The sequence below is a fragment of the Streptomyces sp. NPDC029216 genome, assembly GCF_040648015.1.
Lineage (GTDB): Bacteria > Actinomycetota > Actinomycetes > Streptomycetales > Streptomycetaceae > Streptomyces.
The window spans coordinates 1-14,190 of record NZ_JBEZWL010000050.1; the positions used below are offsets into that span (position 1 = coordinate 1).

Here is a 14,190-nt window from a genome sequence, read left to right on the forward strand (position 1 = left end):
TCCGGTTGACCGTGATGCCGATCTCGTGGAGCCGGTCCTCGGCCTGCTGGCCGTCCAGCTCGGAGTTGCGCAGGTCGACCAGGACCAGGTGCACGACCCGCACCCCGACGACCCGCCCGGCCACACCCCGACGGCGGCCGACCGCGTCGAGGTGGACGAGCCGCTGCTCGCCGCCCGCGTGCACCGCCCCTCCGACCTGGTACGCCTCCTCGTCGGCCTGCTCGGCATCGCCGTCGTGCTCGGCATCGCCGCCTTCGCGCACGGCACGACGGTGGGCCTGGAGGCCGACATCAGCAAGGGCACCGGCCAGGCGCCCGACCTGCTGATCAAGGTCGCGGGCCTGGTGTCCAGCATCGCGGTGCTCCTCGTACCCGTCGCCTTCGCCATCGAACGGCTGATCAAACGCGACGGCCTGAGGATCGCCGACGGCGTCCTCGCCGCCGTCCTCGCGCACGGGGTCACCCTCGCCACCGACCTGTGGGTCTCCCAGGGCGCCCCCGAGACCATCCAGGACGCCCTGACCCGCTCCGCCGGCGGCGGCGCCCTCACCGACCCGGTGCACGGCTACCTCGCGCCCGTGATCGCGTACATGACCGCCGTGGGGATGACGCGGCGGCCGCGCTGGCGGGTCGCGCTGTGGGTGGTGCTGCTGCTGGACGCCTTCGCGATGCTGGTCAGCGGCTACACCACACCCTTCTCGATCATCCTCACCGTACTGATCGGCTGGAGCGTCGCGTACGGGACCCTGTACGCGGTCGGCTCGCCTAACGTGCGCCCCACCGGGCAGCACCTCCTCGCCGGGCTGCGCCGCGTCGGCTTCCAGCCGGTCAGCGCGATGCGCGCGGAGGCCCCCGACGGGGACGCCGCCGAGACCGGCGACCGGGGCCGGCGGTACCACGTCACGCTGGAGGACGGCCCGCCGCTGGACGTCACCGTCGTGGACCGCGAGCAGCAGGCACAGGGGTTCTTCTACCGGGTCTGGCGGCGGCTGACCCTGCGCGGGATCACCACCCGGCGCAGCATCCAGTCGCTGCGGCAGGCCCTGGAGCAGGAGGCCCTCCTCGCGTACGCGGCGATCGCGGCCGGGGCGAACGCGCCGAAGCTGATCGCCACGTCCGAGCTGGGCCCGGACGCCGTGATGCTGGTCTACGAGCACCTGGGCGGGCGCACCCTCGACGCCCTCCCCGACGAGGAGATCACCGACGAGCTGAGCCGCAACGCGTGGGAGCAGGTACGGGCCCTCCAGTCGCGCCGGATCGCGCACCGCCGGCTCACGGGGGACGCACTGGTGGTGGATCGTTCCGGCAAGGTCGTCCTGACCGACCTGCGGGGCGGCGAGATCGCGGCCGGTGACCTGGTGCTGCGGATGGACGTCGCACAACTGCTGACCACGCTCGGCCTGCGGGTCGGCGCGGAGCGGGCGGTGGCCTCGGCGGTGTCGGTGCTGGGGCCGGACACGGTCGCGGACTGCCTGCCGCTGCTCCAGCCGATCGCGCTGAGCCGCTCCACCCGGGCCACGCTGCGCAGGCTGGCCCGGGAGCGGGCCGACCGGCAGCGGGAGGCCGTACTGGAGTCCTCGCGGGCGGCGAAGGCGGCGCGCGAGGCGGGGTCCCGGGAGGCCGAGTCGAAGGCCTCGGCGGCCGCGGACCGCAAGGCGGAGAAGAAGGCGCTGGACGACGCGCTGGAGGGGGCCCGGGAGGAGGACCTGCTGAGCCAGATCCGCGGGCAGGTGCTGCTGATCCGGCCGCAGGCCCCGGTGGAGCCGGCCCGGCTGGAGCGGATCCGGCCACGGACGCTGGTGTCGTTCATCGCGGGCGCCTTCGGTGCGTACTTCCTGCTCACGCAGCTGGCGCACGTCGACTTCGCGACGATCGTCGGCGAGGCGCAGTGGGGCTGGGTGGGGGCCGCGCTGGCCTTCTCGGCGCTCACGTACGTGGCGGCGGCGATGAGCCTGCTGGGGTTCGTACCGGAACGGGTGCCGTTCCTGCGGACGGTGCTCGCGCAGGTGGCGGGTTCCTTCGTGAAGCTGGTCGCCCCGGCGGCGGTCGGCGGTGTCGCGCTGAACACGCGGTTCCTGCAGCGGGCGGGGGTCCGGCCGGGGCTGGCGGTGGCGAGCGTGGGTGCCTCGCAGCTGTTCGGGCTGGCCAGCCACATTCTGCTGCTGCTGTCGTTCGGCTACCTGACGGGGACGGAGAAGACCCCGGAGATGACCCCGTCGAGGACGGTCATCGCGGGTCTGCTCACGGTGGCGGTGCTGGTGCTGGTGGTGACGGCGGTCCCGTTCCTGCGGAAGTTCGTGGTGACGCGGGTACGGGCGCTGTTCGCGGGTGTGGTGCCGCGCATGCTGGACGTGCTGCAGCGGCCGCAGAAGCTGATGACGGGCATCGGCGGGATGCTGCTGCTGACCGGCTGCTTCGTGATGTGCCTGGACGCCTCGATCCGCGCCTTCGGGGGCGGGGAGGCGCTGAGCTACGCGAGCATCGCGGTGGTCTTCCTGGCGGGCAACGCGCTGGGGTCGGCTGCGCCGACGCCGGGTGGTATCGGTGCGGTGGAGACGACGCTGACGCTGGGGCTGATCGCGGCGGGGCTGGAGAAGGAGGTGGCGATCTCCGCGGTGCTGTTGTTCCGGTTGATGACGTTCTGGCTTCCGGTGCTGCCCGGGTGGGTTTCGTTCAATTACTTGACGCGGAAAGAGGCCATTTAGCTCCGCGGGGTAGCGGGTTTCCGCTGCGCGGAGCCGTCTCCCCGCCCCGCCCTTCACCCGTTCTCTGGGGCTCCGCCCCAGACCCCGCGCCTCAAACGCCGGCGGGGCTGGATTGTGGTGCGGCTGGTCCGTCGCCCGGGCGCGCAGCGCCCGGAAAGGGGGCAGGGGCGGAGCCCCTGGGAACTGGGGGTACCCCCCAGCGGTAGCTGGGGGAGGAAGGGCGGGTGCAGCGCCGCGCGCGGCCACCCCGCCGCCGCCCCGGACCTGTTCGTCCCGCGCGCCTCCGTCGGCCGGATCGGCGAGGAGGCCACGCTGCGGCTGTCCGACCGCGACCTGGTCCGCCGCGCCGTCGGCGAACTGCACCGGGCGCCGCACGGCGGCCCGCGAGGTGCTGGCGGCGCCTGAGGCGGGCCGGGGCGGGTCACCCGGCTGGACCGTCAGCGGGCGGAGGGCGGGCCGGGCGCACACGATGGGGGTATGCCGACGATCGCCCTGCGGACCGCCGCTGCCGCCGCCCTCACCGCCGCGCTGCTCACCACCAGCGCCTGTTCCGGCGCCGGCACGAGGAAGGCCCCGTCGGGGGGCGCCGTGGACACTAAGCCCCTCAAATGGGGGGAGTGCGAGGCGCCCGACGCGGCCGAGGGCGGCGGGCAGGCGCCGCCCGCGGACTGGCAGTGCGCCACCCTCGACGTGCCGCTCGACTACGCCGAGCCCGAAGGGGAGACCATCCCCCTGGCCCTGATCCGGGCGAAGGCCAGGAAGCCGAAGGAGCGGATCGGGTCCCTCGTCTTCAACTTCGGCGGCCCCGGCGGCTCCGGCATCACCACCCTGCCCGGCGCCGCGAAGGACTACGAGGCCCTGCGCGCCCGGTACGACCTGGTGAGCTTCGACCCGCGCGGGGTCGGCCGCAGCTCCCCGGTGCTCTGCGAGAACGACAAGCAGCTGGACGCGTACTACGCCCAGGACTCCTCCCCCGCCACACCCGAGCAGGAGAAGGCCTTCACCGACGGCCTGCGCACGTACCAGGAGGCCTGCAAGGCCAGATCCGGCAAGGTGCTCCCGTACGTCGGCACCGAGAACGCCGCCCGCGACCTCGACCGCATCCGCCAGGCCCTCGGCGACCCGAAGCTGAACTACTTCGGCATCTCCTACGGCACCGAGCTGGGCGGGGTCTACGCCCACCTCTTCCCCAAGAACGTCGGCCGGGCCGTGTTCGACGCGGTCGTGGACCCGACCAAGGACTCCGAGCAGGGCGCCCTCGGCCAGGCGAAGGGCTTCCAGCTGGCCCTCGGCAACTGGGCCCAGGACTGCGTGGACCGGGGCGAGAAGTGCCGGCTCCAGGGCACCACCGCCAAGGAGATCGAGGCGAACGTCGTCAAACTCCAGAAGGACCTGGCGGTCAAGCCCATCCCCGGCATCGGCGACCGGATGCTCACCGAGACGATGGCGACGAACGGCATCGCGCAGGCCCTGTACTCGAAGGAGCTGTGGCCGCTGCTTGAACAGGGCCTGGACGAGGCCGACGGCGGGCAGGGGCAGCTGCTGATGGCCCTGTCCGACGCTCTCAACGGGCGTGAGCAGAACGGCCGTTACAGCAACATCGGCGCCGCGAACACGGCCATCAACTGCGCGGACTCCAAGGACCGGTACAGCCTGGAGGACACCAAGGCGAAGCTGCCGGAGTTCCGCAAGGCCTCCCCGGTCTTCGGGGACTTCCTCGGCTGGGCGCTGATGGGCTGCACGGGCTGGCCGGTCGCCGGCGCCTGGCAGACCCCGGACGTCTCCGCCCCCGGCTCCGCCCCGATCCTGGTGATCGGCAACACCGGAGACCCGGCGACCCCGTACGAGGGCGCCAAGAGGATGGCGGAGCGGCTGGGCAAGGGCGTCGGCGTGGAGCTCACGTACAAGGGCCAGGGGCACGGCGCGTACAACAGCGGCGACCCGTGCGTGCAGCGGGCGGTGAACGCCTACCTGCTGGAGGGGAAGGTGCCGGGCGCGAACGCCGTGTGCACCGCCGGGGCGGGGAACGACGAAGGGGCCGTACCGCCGAGCGGTACGACCCCTCCGGGGCAGGTCTAGTAGACCGGCTTCTCGGGCTCGATCTGGTGGACCCAGCCGATCACGCCGCCGCCGACGTGGACGGCGTCCGCGAAGCCCGCGTTCTTCAGCACCGCGAGGACTTCCGCACTGCGGACACCCGTCTTGCAGTGCAAGACGATGCGCTTGTCCTGCGGGAGGTCCTGGAGGGCGGCGCCCATCAGGAACTCGCCCTTGGGGATCAGCTTCGCGCCGGGGATCGAGACGATCTCGTACTCGTTCTTCTCGCGGACGTCGATGATCTCGATGTTCTCGCCGTCGTCGATCCACTCCTTGAGCTGCTTGGGAGTGATCGTCGAGCCGGCGGCGGCCTCCTGGGCCTCCTCCGAGACGACGCCGCAGAAGGCCTCGTAGTCGATGAGCTCGGTGACGGTCGCGTTGGGACCGCAGACCGCGCAGTCGGGGTCCTTGCGGACCTTGACCTGGCGGTACTGCATCTCCAGGGCGTCGTAGATCATCAGGCGGCCGACGAGGGGCTCGCCGACGCCGGTGAGGACCTTGATGGCCTCGGTGACCTGGATGGAGCCGATGGACGCGCAGAGCACGCCGAGGACGCCGCCCTCGGCGCAGCTCGGGACCATGCCCGGCGGCGGGGGCTCCGGGTAGAGGCAGCGGTAGCAGGGGCCGTGCTCGGACCAGAAGACGGAGGCCTGGCCGTCGAAGCGGTAGATCGAGCCCCACACGTACGGCTTGTTCAGCAGCACGCAGGCGTCGTTGACCAGGTAGCGCGTGGCGAAGTTGTCCGTGCCGTCGACGATGAGGTCGTACTGGCTGAAGATCTCCATCACGTTCTCGGCTTCGAGCCGCTCTTCGTGAAGGACCACGTTCACGTACGGGTTGATGCCCAGCACGCTGTCGCGGGCGGACTCGGCCTTGGAGCGGCCGATGTCCGCCTGGCTGTGGATGATCTGCCGCTGCAGGTTCGACTCGTCGACCTCGTCGAACTCCACGATGCCCAGCGTGCCGACGCCGGCCGCGGCCAGGTACATGAGGGCGGGCGAGCCGAGGCCGCCCGCGCCCACGGCCAGCACCTTGGCGTTCTTCAGGCGCTTCTGGCCGTCCATCCCGACATCCGGGATGATCAGGTGGCGGGAGTACCGACGGACCTCGTCAACGGTGAGCTCAGCAGCTGGCTCGACCAGGGGTGGCAGCGACACGGGGACTCCGTAGATGGGTAAGTCTGAACGGTTGTTCTTTCCGTAACACTGCCACGCCCTTCTTCATTCCGAGACACCCGGTCCGATACGTGAGACGAATTCGTCCCAGTACGCGGGCATCGACGCCCAGGGGTCCCGGTCTGGTGCCGCGCGCCGGTCGGTGAACCAGATGGTTCCGGCGCCCTGCCAGCGGGCGATGCGGACGGCCTCCTCCAGATGGGTGCGCGGCACCCCGTGGACGAGGTGGCAGAACCGCTCGGGCGGGTGGCCGGCCGTCCACTCCGCCACCTGCGACCACCGGTAGTCGGCCCAGGCCCCGGAGAAGGTGACCAGCTGGTCGCCGGCCTCCAGATAGCCCTCGCAGGGGTGCGTGCCGTGTCCGAGCACGATCCGCAGGCCCTCGCCGAGCCCGCGCAGGGCGTCGGTCAGCCGGCGCACCGCGGCGAGCTCCGACCGGTCCGAGGGGGTCTCGGCCAGGTAGAAGCCGCCGACGCCGTACCAGTCCCGGAAGCGGTGGGCGTCGGAGACCAGCTCCCCGAAGGGCCGGGCTCCGCCCCGCAGGGCGAGGTGGCCCAGGACCGTCCCGCCCGCGCCGCGGAGCTTCGCGGCCGCCTCGGTGCACTGCGGGTCGGGGCGGCCGCCGGGGCCGTCGGAGACGTTGAGCACGGCCCAGTGCAGCGGGGTGCCGGGGCGGGTCAGCTCGGCCCACTCCACCGGGGCGAGCAGCGGGTGCGCGTAACCGGGGATGCCCAGGCCGAGGCGGCCGGACCCGGTCGCGGCGGCCGCCGTGGCCCCGGGCGGGGTGGTCAGATACGGCACGCCGCCTCCATCCAGATGTCCGCGAGGGATTCCTCCAGGTTGATCCGCGGCCGCCAGCCGAGCCGGTCGCGGGCGGTGCGGACGTCGGCCTGCTGCCAGGCCCCGCAGCCGTCGGGGTACGGGTACGGCTGCGGGGCCGCGGCGGCCAGCTGCTCGGCGGTGGCCTCGGTGCGGGGCGAGCCGATGCCGGCCAGGGCCTGCGGGCGGCCGGGGTGGCCGTGCTGGGGGGCGTTGTGGGGGCCGCCGTGCGGGACGTCGAGCTCGTTGAGGGCGCCGCCGTACCCGGCGACCCGGGCGAGGACGGCCGCCGCGTCGCGCAGCCGGACCGCACGGCCGGTGCCGATGTTGACCACGCCCTGGGCTGCGGACAGGGAGGCGGCGTGCACGGCCCGCGCCACGTCCCGTACGTCGACGAAGTCGCGCTGCACGCCGAGCCCGCTGAGCTTGAGCTCCCCGTCCCCGGACTGCATGGCGCGCCGCATGGCCTCGGCGAGCCGGCCCAGGGGGGACCCGGCGGGGGTGCCGGGGCCGACGGGCGAGAACACCCGCAGGACGACGGCGTCCAGCCCGGAGCCGAGCACCAGCTCGGTGGCGGCGAGCTTGCTGACGCCGTACGGTCCGCCGGGTCTCGGGACGGCGTCCTCGGCGGTGGAGGATCCGGGCTGGCTGGGCCCGTACTCGGCGGCGCAGCCGAGCTGGACGAGCCGGGCCCCGCAGCCGCTGCGGCGCAGGGACTCGCAGATGGTGGCGACGGCGACGGTGTTGTGCCGGGTGAGCTCGCGGGCTCCGCCACGGGTGGCGCCCGCGCAGTTGATGACGACGCCGGGGTGGACGGCGTCCAGGAACCGGGTGAGGGCGCCGGGACTGCCGGTGGCGAGGTCGAACCGGACGTCGGCGTCGTCGCCGCGGCCCAGCGCGGTGAGCTGGACGGCGGGGTCGGCGAGCAGCCGGTCCGCGACGTAGCGGCCGAGGTAACCGTTGGCTCCGATCAGCAGCACCCTCATCGCGCGGCCCCTCGGTTGGTTGGCTGGCCGGTCATCCTTTTCTCCTTGGTGAGTTGTCGTAGTAGGGGTACGGCGCTCAGGGACGCGCGTGTGCGGAGGCACGGGACAGCGCGCGGAAGGCGTGTACGAGGAGTCCCGCGGCGGCCGCGTACGCGGTGGCCGGGACCGGGACCAGGGCGAGCGCCAGGGCCAGGGCCACCGGTGCGCGGTGGGCGCCGTGGCCGAGGAGGAGCCGGGCCAGGAACAGCAGCACCGCGAGCGGTACGGCCGTCTCCGGGGCGGCTCCGGCGAGCGCGGCCACCCCTGTGGCGGCCGCGGTGGACAGCAGGAGGGCTCCCGCCAGCAGGGGCCGGGCCCCGGCGGCGAACTCGTCCAGGGCCCGGCTCGCGGCGAGCCGGCGCCGGGCCCGGGCGGCGTAGAGGGCGGCGGCGAGGTAGCCGGGGGCCACGGCCAGGGCGAGGGCGGCGCCGAGGGCGGGCCCGTGCCGGTGTGCGGCCCAGCCGGCGGCGGCCGCCGCGAGCAGGTGGACGGCCCAGGGGAACCGCCCTCCCGCGGCCCGCGAGGGCCACACCAGGGCGGCGGCGGCGAGCAGCCCGCCGAGGACGCCCGCCCCCGGCACCCCGGCGGCGGCCGCCCCGAACGCGAGGGCGCCGGGCAGCAGGGCGCACCCGAAGCGGCGCACCACCGCCCGCGCCGCGGCCGGGGCGGCGGCGGGCTCCTGCGCCGGCTCCTCCCCGCGCGGGGTCCGGGCGTACAGCTCCTCGGCGAGCGAGAACACGTCCCGGTGCCGGAACCGCGCGGCGGTCCGGTCGGTGATCCCGTACGCCTCCAGCCCGGCGGCGATCTCCAACGCGTCGACGGCCCGCTCACAGAGTTCCCGGTGCCGGTGCAACAGCACCTTGACGGGATCCCCGCCCCGCCGCGCCGGGCGCTGCGCTCCGCCGGGTCCGGCCCCGCCGGCGTGTGGGGCGCTGGGGGCACCCCCAGCGGTAGCCGGGGGAGGGCCCGGGGGCAGGGCCCCCGGCAGCGGCGCCGCACCCGCGATGTCCGACGTCGTCATACCGCCGCCCCCTCGGCCCCGGCCGGCTCGGCCGGCTCTGCGGCGGCCCACGTCGGCGTCGTCCAGTGCCCCGGTACGCGCGCCTCCGCCGGCCGGGCGAACGGGACCGACCCCTCCGCCCGTGAGGAACCCCTGGCCAGCACCCGCAGGTAGCTCTCGCGGAAGGCCTCCACGTTCTGCTCGACGGTGAACAGCTCCAGCGCCCGCGCCCGCGCCGCCGCCCCGAGCCGCTGCGCCCGTTCGGGGTCGCCGAGCAGGGCGAGGCAGGCGTCGGCCAGCGCGCGGGGGTTGCGCGGGGGGACGACGAGCCCGGTGCCGCCGATGACCTCGCAGACGGCGCCGACGTCCGTGGACACGGTGGCCCGGCCGCACAGCATCGCCTCGACGAGGCTGATGGGGAAGCCTTCGATCACCGAGGACAGCAGCACGATCCGCCCGGCGGCGTACGCGTCGGCCGCCGAGGGCGCCTCCGGTCCGCCGACCTCCTCGAAGCAGACGGGGTTCTCCCCCACCGTCCGCGCGTCGGCGGCCTCGTCGGGGAAGAGCTGCGCGGCCAGCGAGCGGCAGTCGGCCAGGTATCCGGGCGCGGCGGCCGTGGCGAAGATCCGCAGCCGGGTCCGCGGCGCACCCCGGCGGATCTCCGCGAAGGCGTGCAGCAGCGCGATCAGGTCCTTGGCCGGCTCCACCCGCCCGACCCACACCAGGGTGTCGGGGTCCCCGCAGTCCGGGTCCTCCCCGACGGCGGCGAATCGGTCCGCCGCCATCCCCGGGTACACGGTCCGAAGGCGCTCCCGGGGCGCCCCGCAGCGCTCCTGCCAGCGGCGGGCGTGCGCGTTGCCGGGGGTCAGCAGGTCGGCGCGGGCGTAGATCTCCGAGGCCAGCCGGAGGTGGAAGGCCGCGAGCAGGGCGCGTACGGCGGGCCGGGGGCCGGGACCCTGGTCGAGGTAGCGGGCGCGCAGCTGGACCCCGTACTCGGTGACCAGCAGCGGGACCCCGCAGAAGCGTTTGGCCACCAGCCCGGGGACGGCGGCCACCCCGCCGGCGGCGGCGTGGCACACGTCGACGGCGCCGAGCCCGGGCTCCCCGTACCAGTCGAGGGACAGCGGGCGCAGCAGGCGCTCCAGTTCGTCGGCGAACTCCAGCAGGTCGGGGACCCGCGCGGCGCGCACGGCCCGGCCCGCGCCCGGGGCCCGGCAGCCGGCCTCCAGGGCCCGTACGGCGGTCTCCGAACGCAGGGCCGCGTACATGCCGCCCTGTTCGCGGGCGAGTTCGGCGAGCCCGTAGAGCCCGGCCGCGAAGGCCCCGGCCGCCGCCCCGTCACCGGATCCGGGACCGGACCCGCCGCAGATCCCGCGCACCAGTTCCCGGAAGCAGTCGGCGAAGCGCCGCCGCTCGCGCCGGGCGTGGGTCCGGCCGTCGTCGGCGGGGGCCCACAGCGGGGCGGTGCGCACGCGGGTGACGTGCCGCGGGAGCGGGACCCGGCCGCGCTCCTCCTGTTCGGCGCTGCGGCTCAGCGCGTAGAGCTCGAACTCGTGCTGCGGGAGCCCGCGCACGAGCCGGTCGCACCAGAGCCCCGCCTCTCCGGCCGCATACGGATAACCACCTTCGGTGAGCAGTCCGATCCGCACGAGTGGCACCCCCGTTCTCCCGTTCCTGGCGGTCGCCGTCGGTCCGGCGACCCGCCGCTGGAGAACTCAAGCGGATACACCGGTGGCGCGACGGACGGTTGTCCATCGCGCCACCGGAAGGGGTGAAGAGTCGTAACTTTCCCGTACGGTTCGCGTTCGAGCGCGCTAGGAATTCCCGGGGAATACCCAGGGGTTGGGCAGGCAGTGGATGTTGTCGATGTCGAGGGATTTCGTCTGCTGCTGCATGATCGGCGCGGGGGATCCCGGCTTCTGGCAGCTGACGTGCCCGTGTCCGAGCCGGTGGCCGACCTCGTGGTTGATGAGCATCTGCCGGTAGGCGAGCATCTGGTCGGCGCCGTAGGTGACGGAGCCCTGCCCCCAGCGGAAGGCGTTGATCATCACGCGGTCGGTGGAGGCGGAGTCGCAGGAGACGTTGTCGATGGTGGTGTCCAGCGAGGACTTCGCGCACCACGCGCCGGTGGTGCCGGGGCTGGCGAGGGTGATGACGAAGTCGGTTTCGCCGCCCGGCACCCGCTCGAAGGTCATCGCCCCGTCGTGGGCCCAGCTGCGCGGGTCGTTGAGGGTGCGCTGCACGGCCTCGGCGAAGAGCTGCGGGTCCATGCCGAGGCCCTGCTCCACGTCGACCCGGTAGCGCACGACCTTGCCCTTGCCGGGTGCCTTGGCGGTGCCGGGGACGGTGTCGAAGGTGCCCGGGCCGGTGAGCTTCGCGTCGATGGGCAGCTGCTGCGCCATCTGCTGTTCGTACGTCAGCGGCTGCGCGGGCGGCGGGGAGGCGGGGGTGGGGCGGCCGTCGGAGCGGGAGGCCGCCTTGTCGCCCAGGGCCCGCTGGGGATCGTCCCCGGCGGCGCGGGCGCCCGGGGCGGCCGGGTCGCCCTCGCCGGTGACCTGGCCCGCGACGACGACGGCGAGCACGGCGGTGACGGCCAGCGCGGCGATCCCCGTGTAGGTGCGGATCCGCGTGCCGCGTCCCTTCGGGACCCGGTCGGCGTCGGGCTTGCGGGGGCCCGGTACGCGGCGGTGGGAGCCGGTGGAGGTGAAGGGGTCGGGCGCGGGGGCCGGGGGCTGCTCGGCGACCCGGGGGAAGCCGGCCGCGGGGGTGCCGAAGTCGGGGGCGGCGGTGTCCCGTCGCGGTGCGGGGGGCGCGGCGGCGCGGGGGGTCCCGCGCCAGTCGCCGTACACGGAGGCGGCCGCCGGGTCCGCGCCCCAGGCGCCGCCCTCCTCGTACTGCTCGGGGTGGCCGCCGGGGCGGGCCGGGGGCGGGGCGTAACCCTGGTGGACGACGGGCGGTTCGGCGGACCGGCGGTGTCCGCGCGGCTCCCCGTACCCGTCGGACGGCCCCTGCTCGTGCGCCCGGAGTCCGGACGGCTGCGGCTCGTACGGGTCGGCCGGGTAGGGGTCGGGCTCGTACAGCCCGTCCGGGCCGGGCCCGTACGGCGACGGCGCGGGCGCCGCCGTCTGACGGGCGGGGGCGGGAGCGGGGGCCTTGCGACTATGTCGTCCCACGTACTCAGCCCTTGCCGTCTGCGGTATCTCGGTCGGTGTCCCGGGCGGCGGTGTCGCGCAGCAGCTCCCGGAAGGCGGCGGCCACCACCTCGGGGTACTCCATCATCGCCACGTGTCCGGCCTCGGGCAGGCTCAGCAGCCGCGAACCCCGGAAGGCCGCGGCGGCCTTGCGCGCCATACGGTACGAGACCAGCTGGTCCCGGCCACCGTAGACCAGCAGGGTCGGCGCGAGCACGCGCTGCGCCTGGCGCCACAGTCCGTGTTGCCCGCCGAGGGTGTACGCGTCGACGATCCCGCGCGAGGAACGGCTCATCGCCTCCCAGAAGTACGGCAGGGCCATCCGCCGTTCCATCTCCTCGACGGCGTTGCGGAACCCTTCCGGTGTCACCCGTGAGGGGTCCCCGTAACAGAGCTCCGTCACCCCCCGGGTGCGCTGTTCGGCCGTCAGGTGCCGGGTGAGACGCCCGAACAGGGCGGGCACGCCGGGCAGGGCCAGCAGGGCGGTGGGCACGGCCGAGCCCTGCACGCGCAGCTCGGGCAGCGCGGGCGAGACCAGCGTCAGGGTGCGCACGAGGTCGGGGCGGACCGCCGCGACCCGGGTGGACACGGCCCCGCCGAGGGAGTTGCCGAACAGGTGCACCGGGCCGCGTCCGGCGGCGTCCAGGTGGCGGATGACGGCGCGGGCCATCGCCGTCACCGAGTAGTCGCGGTCGGCGGGCGGCGCGGACCAGCCGAAGCCGGGCAGGTCGACCGCCTCGCCGTCGACGCCGTCGGCGAGCTGCTCCATGAGCGCCGACCAGTTCTGGGAGGAGCCGCCGAGTCCGTGCACGAAGAGCGCGGGCGGCAGGCCCTCCCGCTGCGGTGGCCGGAAACGCACGTTCATCTCCAGGCCGGGCAGCGCGACGGTGCGCAGCCCCTCTCCTTCGGCCACCCGGACGGCTCCCACCTGGGAGGTCGGCTCGGTGGTGGACCGTACGCCCGGCAGCTCGGTCGAAGACATGGGCCAATGTTACGAGACGATCACGCTCGCCCCCTGGTGTTCCCTTGTGTTCGCGGTCACAGGACCGTCTGGCGGCGCACTCGCGATCCTCCTAGGCTCATAGTGAGGACGAGCGAAGGGAGGGGAGTGGAATGACTGTCGACCCTGCGGAACCGGACACCTTCCGGGACCGGTTCGCGGACGGTCTCGACGCCGAGGCCCCGGAGGCTGACGCCGCCGAGCAGCACGCCGACATCCAGCCGCAGGAGGACGACCCGCTCACCGGCGGGGACCGGGGCGAGGCCCCGGAGGCGGACGCCGCCGAGCAGGCCCGGGTGGTACCCCTGGACGAGGAGGACTACCGCTGACAGCCTCTGCCAGGCGCTGACCAGCGTGTCCGGGGTGTGTCCAGGTCGTCCGCACAGCGAGAAAACTCGGCTTGAACCCACCAGATTCGGTTACCGAAAAGTACGATGGCGGCGCGGCGCAGAGCGCACTGTGTTCTTAGAGAAAGTGGGAGGCGGCGTGACAGCCATCGAGCAGACCGAGGCAGCGCGTCCGCGGGGTACGCGACTGCCGCGCCGTGCCCGGCGCAACCAGCTGCTGGGCGCTGCCCAGGAGGTGTTCGTCGCGCAGGGCTACCACGCTGCGGCCATGGACGACATCGCGGAGCGGGCCGGCGTCAGCAAGCCGGTGCTGTACCAGCACTTCCCCGGCAAGCTCGACCTGTACCTGGCCCTGCTGGACCAGCACTGCGAGAACCTGCTCCAGGCGGTGCGCGGGGCGCTGGAGTCCACCAGCGACAACAAGCTGCGCGTGGCCGCGACGATGGACGCCTACTTCGCGTACGTCGAGGACGAGGGCGGCGCGTTCCGGCTGGTGTTCGAATCGGACCTGACGAACGAGCCGGCGGTGCGCGAGCGCGTCGACCGGGTCTCGCTGCAGTGCGCCGAGGCCATCTCGGACGTGATCGCCGAGGACACCGGGCTGTCGAAGGACGAGTCGATGCTGCTGGCCGTGGGCCTGGGCGGGGTCTCGCAGGTCGTGGCCCGGTACTGGCTGTCGAGCGAGAGCCCGGTCGCCCGCGACACGGCGGTGGGGCTGCTGACCTCGCTGGCCTGGCGCGGTATCGCCGGCTTCCCGCTGCACGGCACGGAGGCGGCGGCCACCGAGGCCTGACCGGCCGTTGTTCGCTGCCAGCGTGTCCGCCGCGAGCCG

The 14,190-nt window shown here is 74.2% G+C and carries 12 protein-coding genes; 5 read left to right on the forward strand and 7 right to left on the reverse strand.

The annotated features are described in order from the left end of the window. Positions 1-88: 88 nt before the first annotated feature. From AB0F18_RS19340 to AB0F18_RS19350, 3 genes are all read left to right on the forward strand, one after another. On the forward strand, positions 89-2,704 hold the full coding sequence (locus AB0F18_RS19340) for a lysylphosphatidylglycerol synthase transmembrane domain-containing protein (RefSeq protein ID WP_362062062.1): 2,616 nt from the start codon (positions 89-91) through the stop codon (positions 2,702-2,704). A 117-nt stretch (positions 2,705-2,821) separates the two neighbouring features. Beyond that, entirely contained in the window at positions 2,822-3,109 is a 288-nt protein-coding gene (locus tag AB0F18_RS19345; RefSeq protein WP_362062065.1) for a hypothetical protein, read from the forward strand. A gap of 72 nt (positions 3,110-3,181) precedes the next feature. After that, positions 3,182-4,783: an alpha/beta hydrolase gene (locus AB0F18_RS19350; protein ID WP_362062068.1), complete on the forward strand. Its 1,602-nt coding sequence runs from the start codon at positions 3,182-3,184 to the stop codon at positions 4,781-4,783. On the opposite strand, the gene moeZ is transcribed toward AB0F18_RS19350, so the two are convergent. The 7 genes from moeZ to AB0F18_RS19385 form a co-directional block, all read right to left on the reverse strand. Next, positions 4,780-5,958: an adenylyltransferase/sulfurtransferase MoeZ gene (gene moeZ / locus AB0F18_RS19355; RefSeq protein WP_362062071.1), complete on the reverse strand. Its 1,179-nt coding sequence runs from the start codon at positions 5,956-5,958 to the stop codon at positions 4,780-4,782. The genes AB0F18_RS19350 and moeZ overlap by 4 nt on opposite strands. Before the next feature lie 63 nt (positions 5,959-6,021). Continuing rightward, entirely contained in the window at positions 6,022-6,777 is a 756-nt protein-coding gene (locus tag AB0F18_RS19360) for a spherulation-specific family 4 protein (RefSeq protein WP_362062074.1), read from the reverse strand. Beyond that, on the reverse strand, positions 6,765-7,781 hold the full coding sequence (locus AB0F18_RS19365; protein ID WP_362062077.1) for an NAD-dependent epimerase/dehydratase: 1,017 nt from the start codon (positions 7,779-7,781) through the stop codon (positions 6,765-6,767). The genes AB0F18_RS19360 and AB0F18_RS19365 overlap by 13 nt, the downstream gene beginning before the upstream one ends. Before the next feature lie 76 nt (positions 7,782-7,857). Next, positions 7,858-8,679 carry a hypothetical protein gene (locus tag AB0F18_RS19370; RefSeq protein ID WP_362062080.1) on the reverse strand — a complete coding sequence of 274 codons (822 nt, stop codon included), beginning with the start codon at positions 8,677-8,679 and terminating at the stop codon, positions 7,858-7,860. A 158-nt stretch (positions 8,680-8,837) separates the two neighbouring features. Continuing rightward, a complete protein-coding gene (locus AB0F18_RS19375; RefSeq protein WP_362062181.1) occupies positions 8,838-10,469 on the reverse strand; it encodes a DUF3492 domain-containing protein in 1,632 nt (543 codons plus the stop codon). Between the two features lie 165 nt (positions 10,470-10,634). Then, positions 10,635-11,993, reverse strand: coding sequence for a DUF3152 domain-containing protein (locus tag AB0F18_RS19380; RefSeq protein WP_362062083.1), 1,359 nt, complete (start codon positions 11,991-11,993; stop codon positions 10,635-10,637). Between the two features lie 4 nt (positions 11,994-11,997). Continuing rightward, positions 11,998-12,993 (reverse strand): alpha/beta hydrolase, encoded by a 996-nt coding sequence (locus AB0F18_RS19385; protein WP_362062086.1) that lies wholly within the window; start codon positions 12,991-12,993, stop codon positions 11,998-12,000. A 131-nt stretch (positions 12,994-13,124) separates the two neighbouring features. Between AB0F18_RS19385 and AB0F18_RS19390 the strand changes: the two genes are divergently transcribed. Both AB0F18_RS19390 and AB0F18_RS19395 read left to right on the forward strand, forming a co-directional pair. Further along, positions 13,125-13,340, forward strand: a complete 216-nt coding sequence (locus tag AB0F18_RS19390; RefSeq protein WP_362062089.1) for a hypothetical protein — start codon at positions 13,125-13,127, stop codon at positions 13,338-13,340. Between the two features lie 157 nt (positions 13,341-13,497). Next, entirely contained in the window at positions 13,498-14,151 is a 654-nt protein-coding gene (locus tag AB0F18_RS19395; RefSeq protein ID WP_362062092.1) for a TetR/AcrR family transcriptional regulator, read from the forward strand. Positions 14,152-14,190 lie beyond the last annotated feature (39 nt).

Bases quoted from the DNA above. Each gene is read 5' to 3' on its own strand.
- AB0F18_RS19350 (WP_362062068.1), top strand. From the start codon at position 3,182: ATGCCGACGATCGCCCTGCGGACCGCCGCTGCCGCCGCCCTCACCGCC.
- AB0F18_RS19365 (WP_362062077.1), bottom strand. From the start codon at position 7,781: ATGAGGGTGCTGCTGATCGGAGCCAACGGTTACCTCGGCCGCTACGTC.
- AB0F18_RS19385 (WP_362062086.1), bottom strand. From the start codon at position 12,993: ATGTCTTCGACCGAGCTGCCGGGCGTACGGTCCACCACCGAGCCGACC.
- AB0F18_RS19390 (WP_362062089.1), top strand. From the start codon at position 13,125: ATGACTGTCGACCCTGCGGAACCGGACACCTTCCGGGACCGGTTCGCG.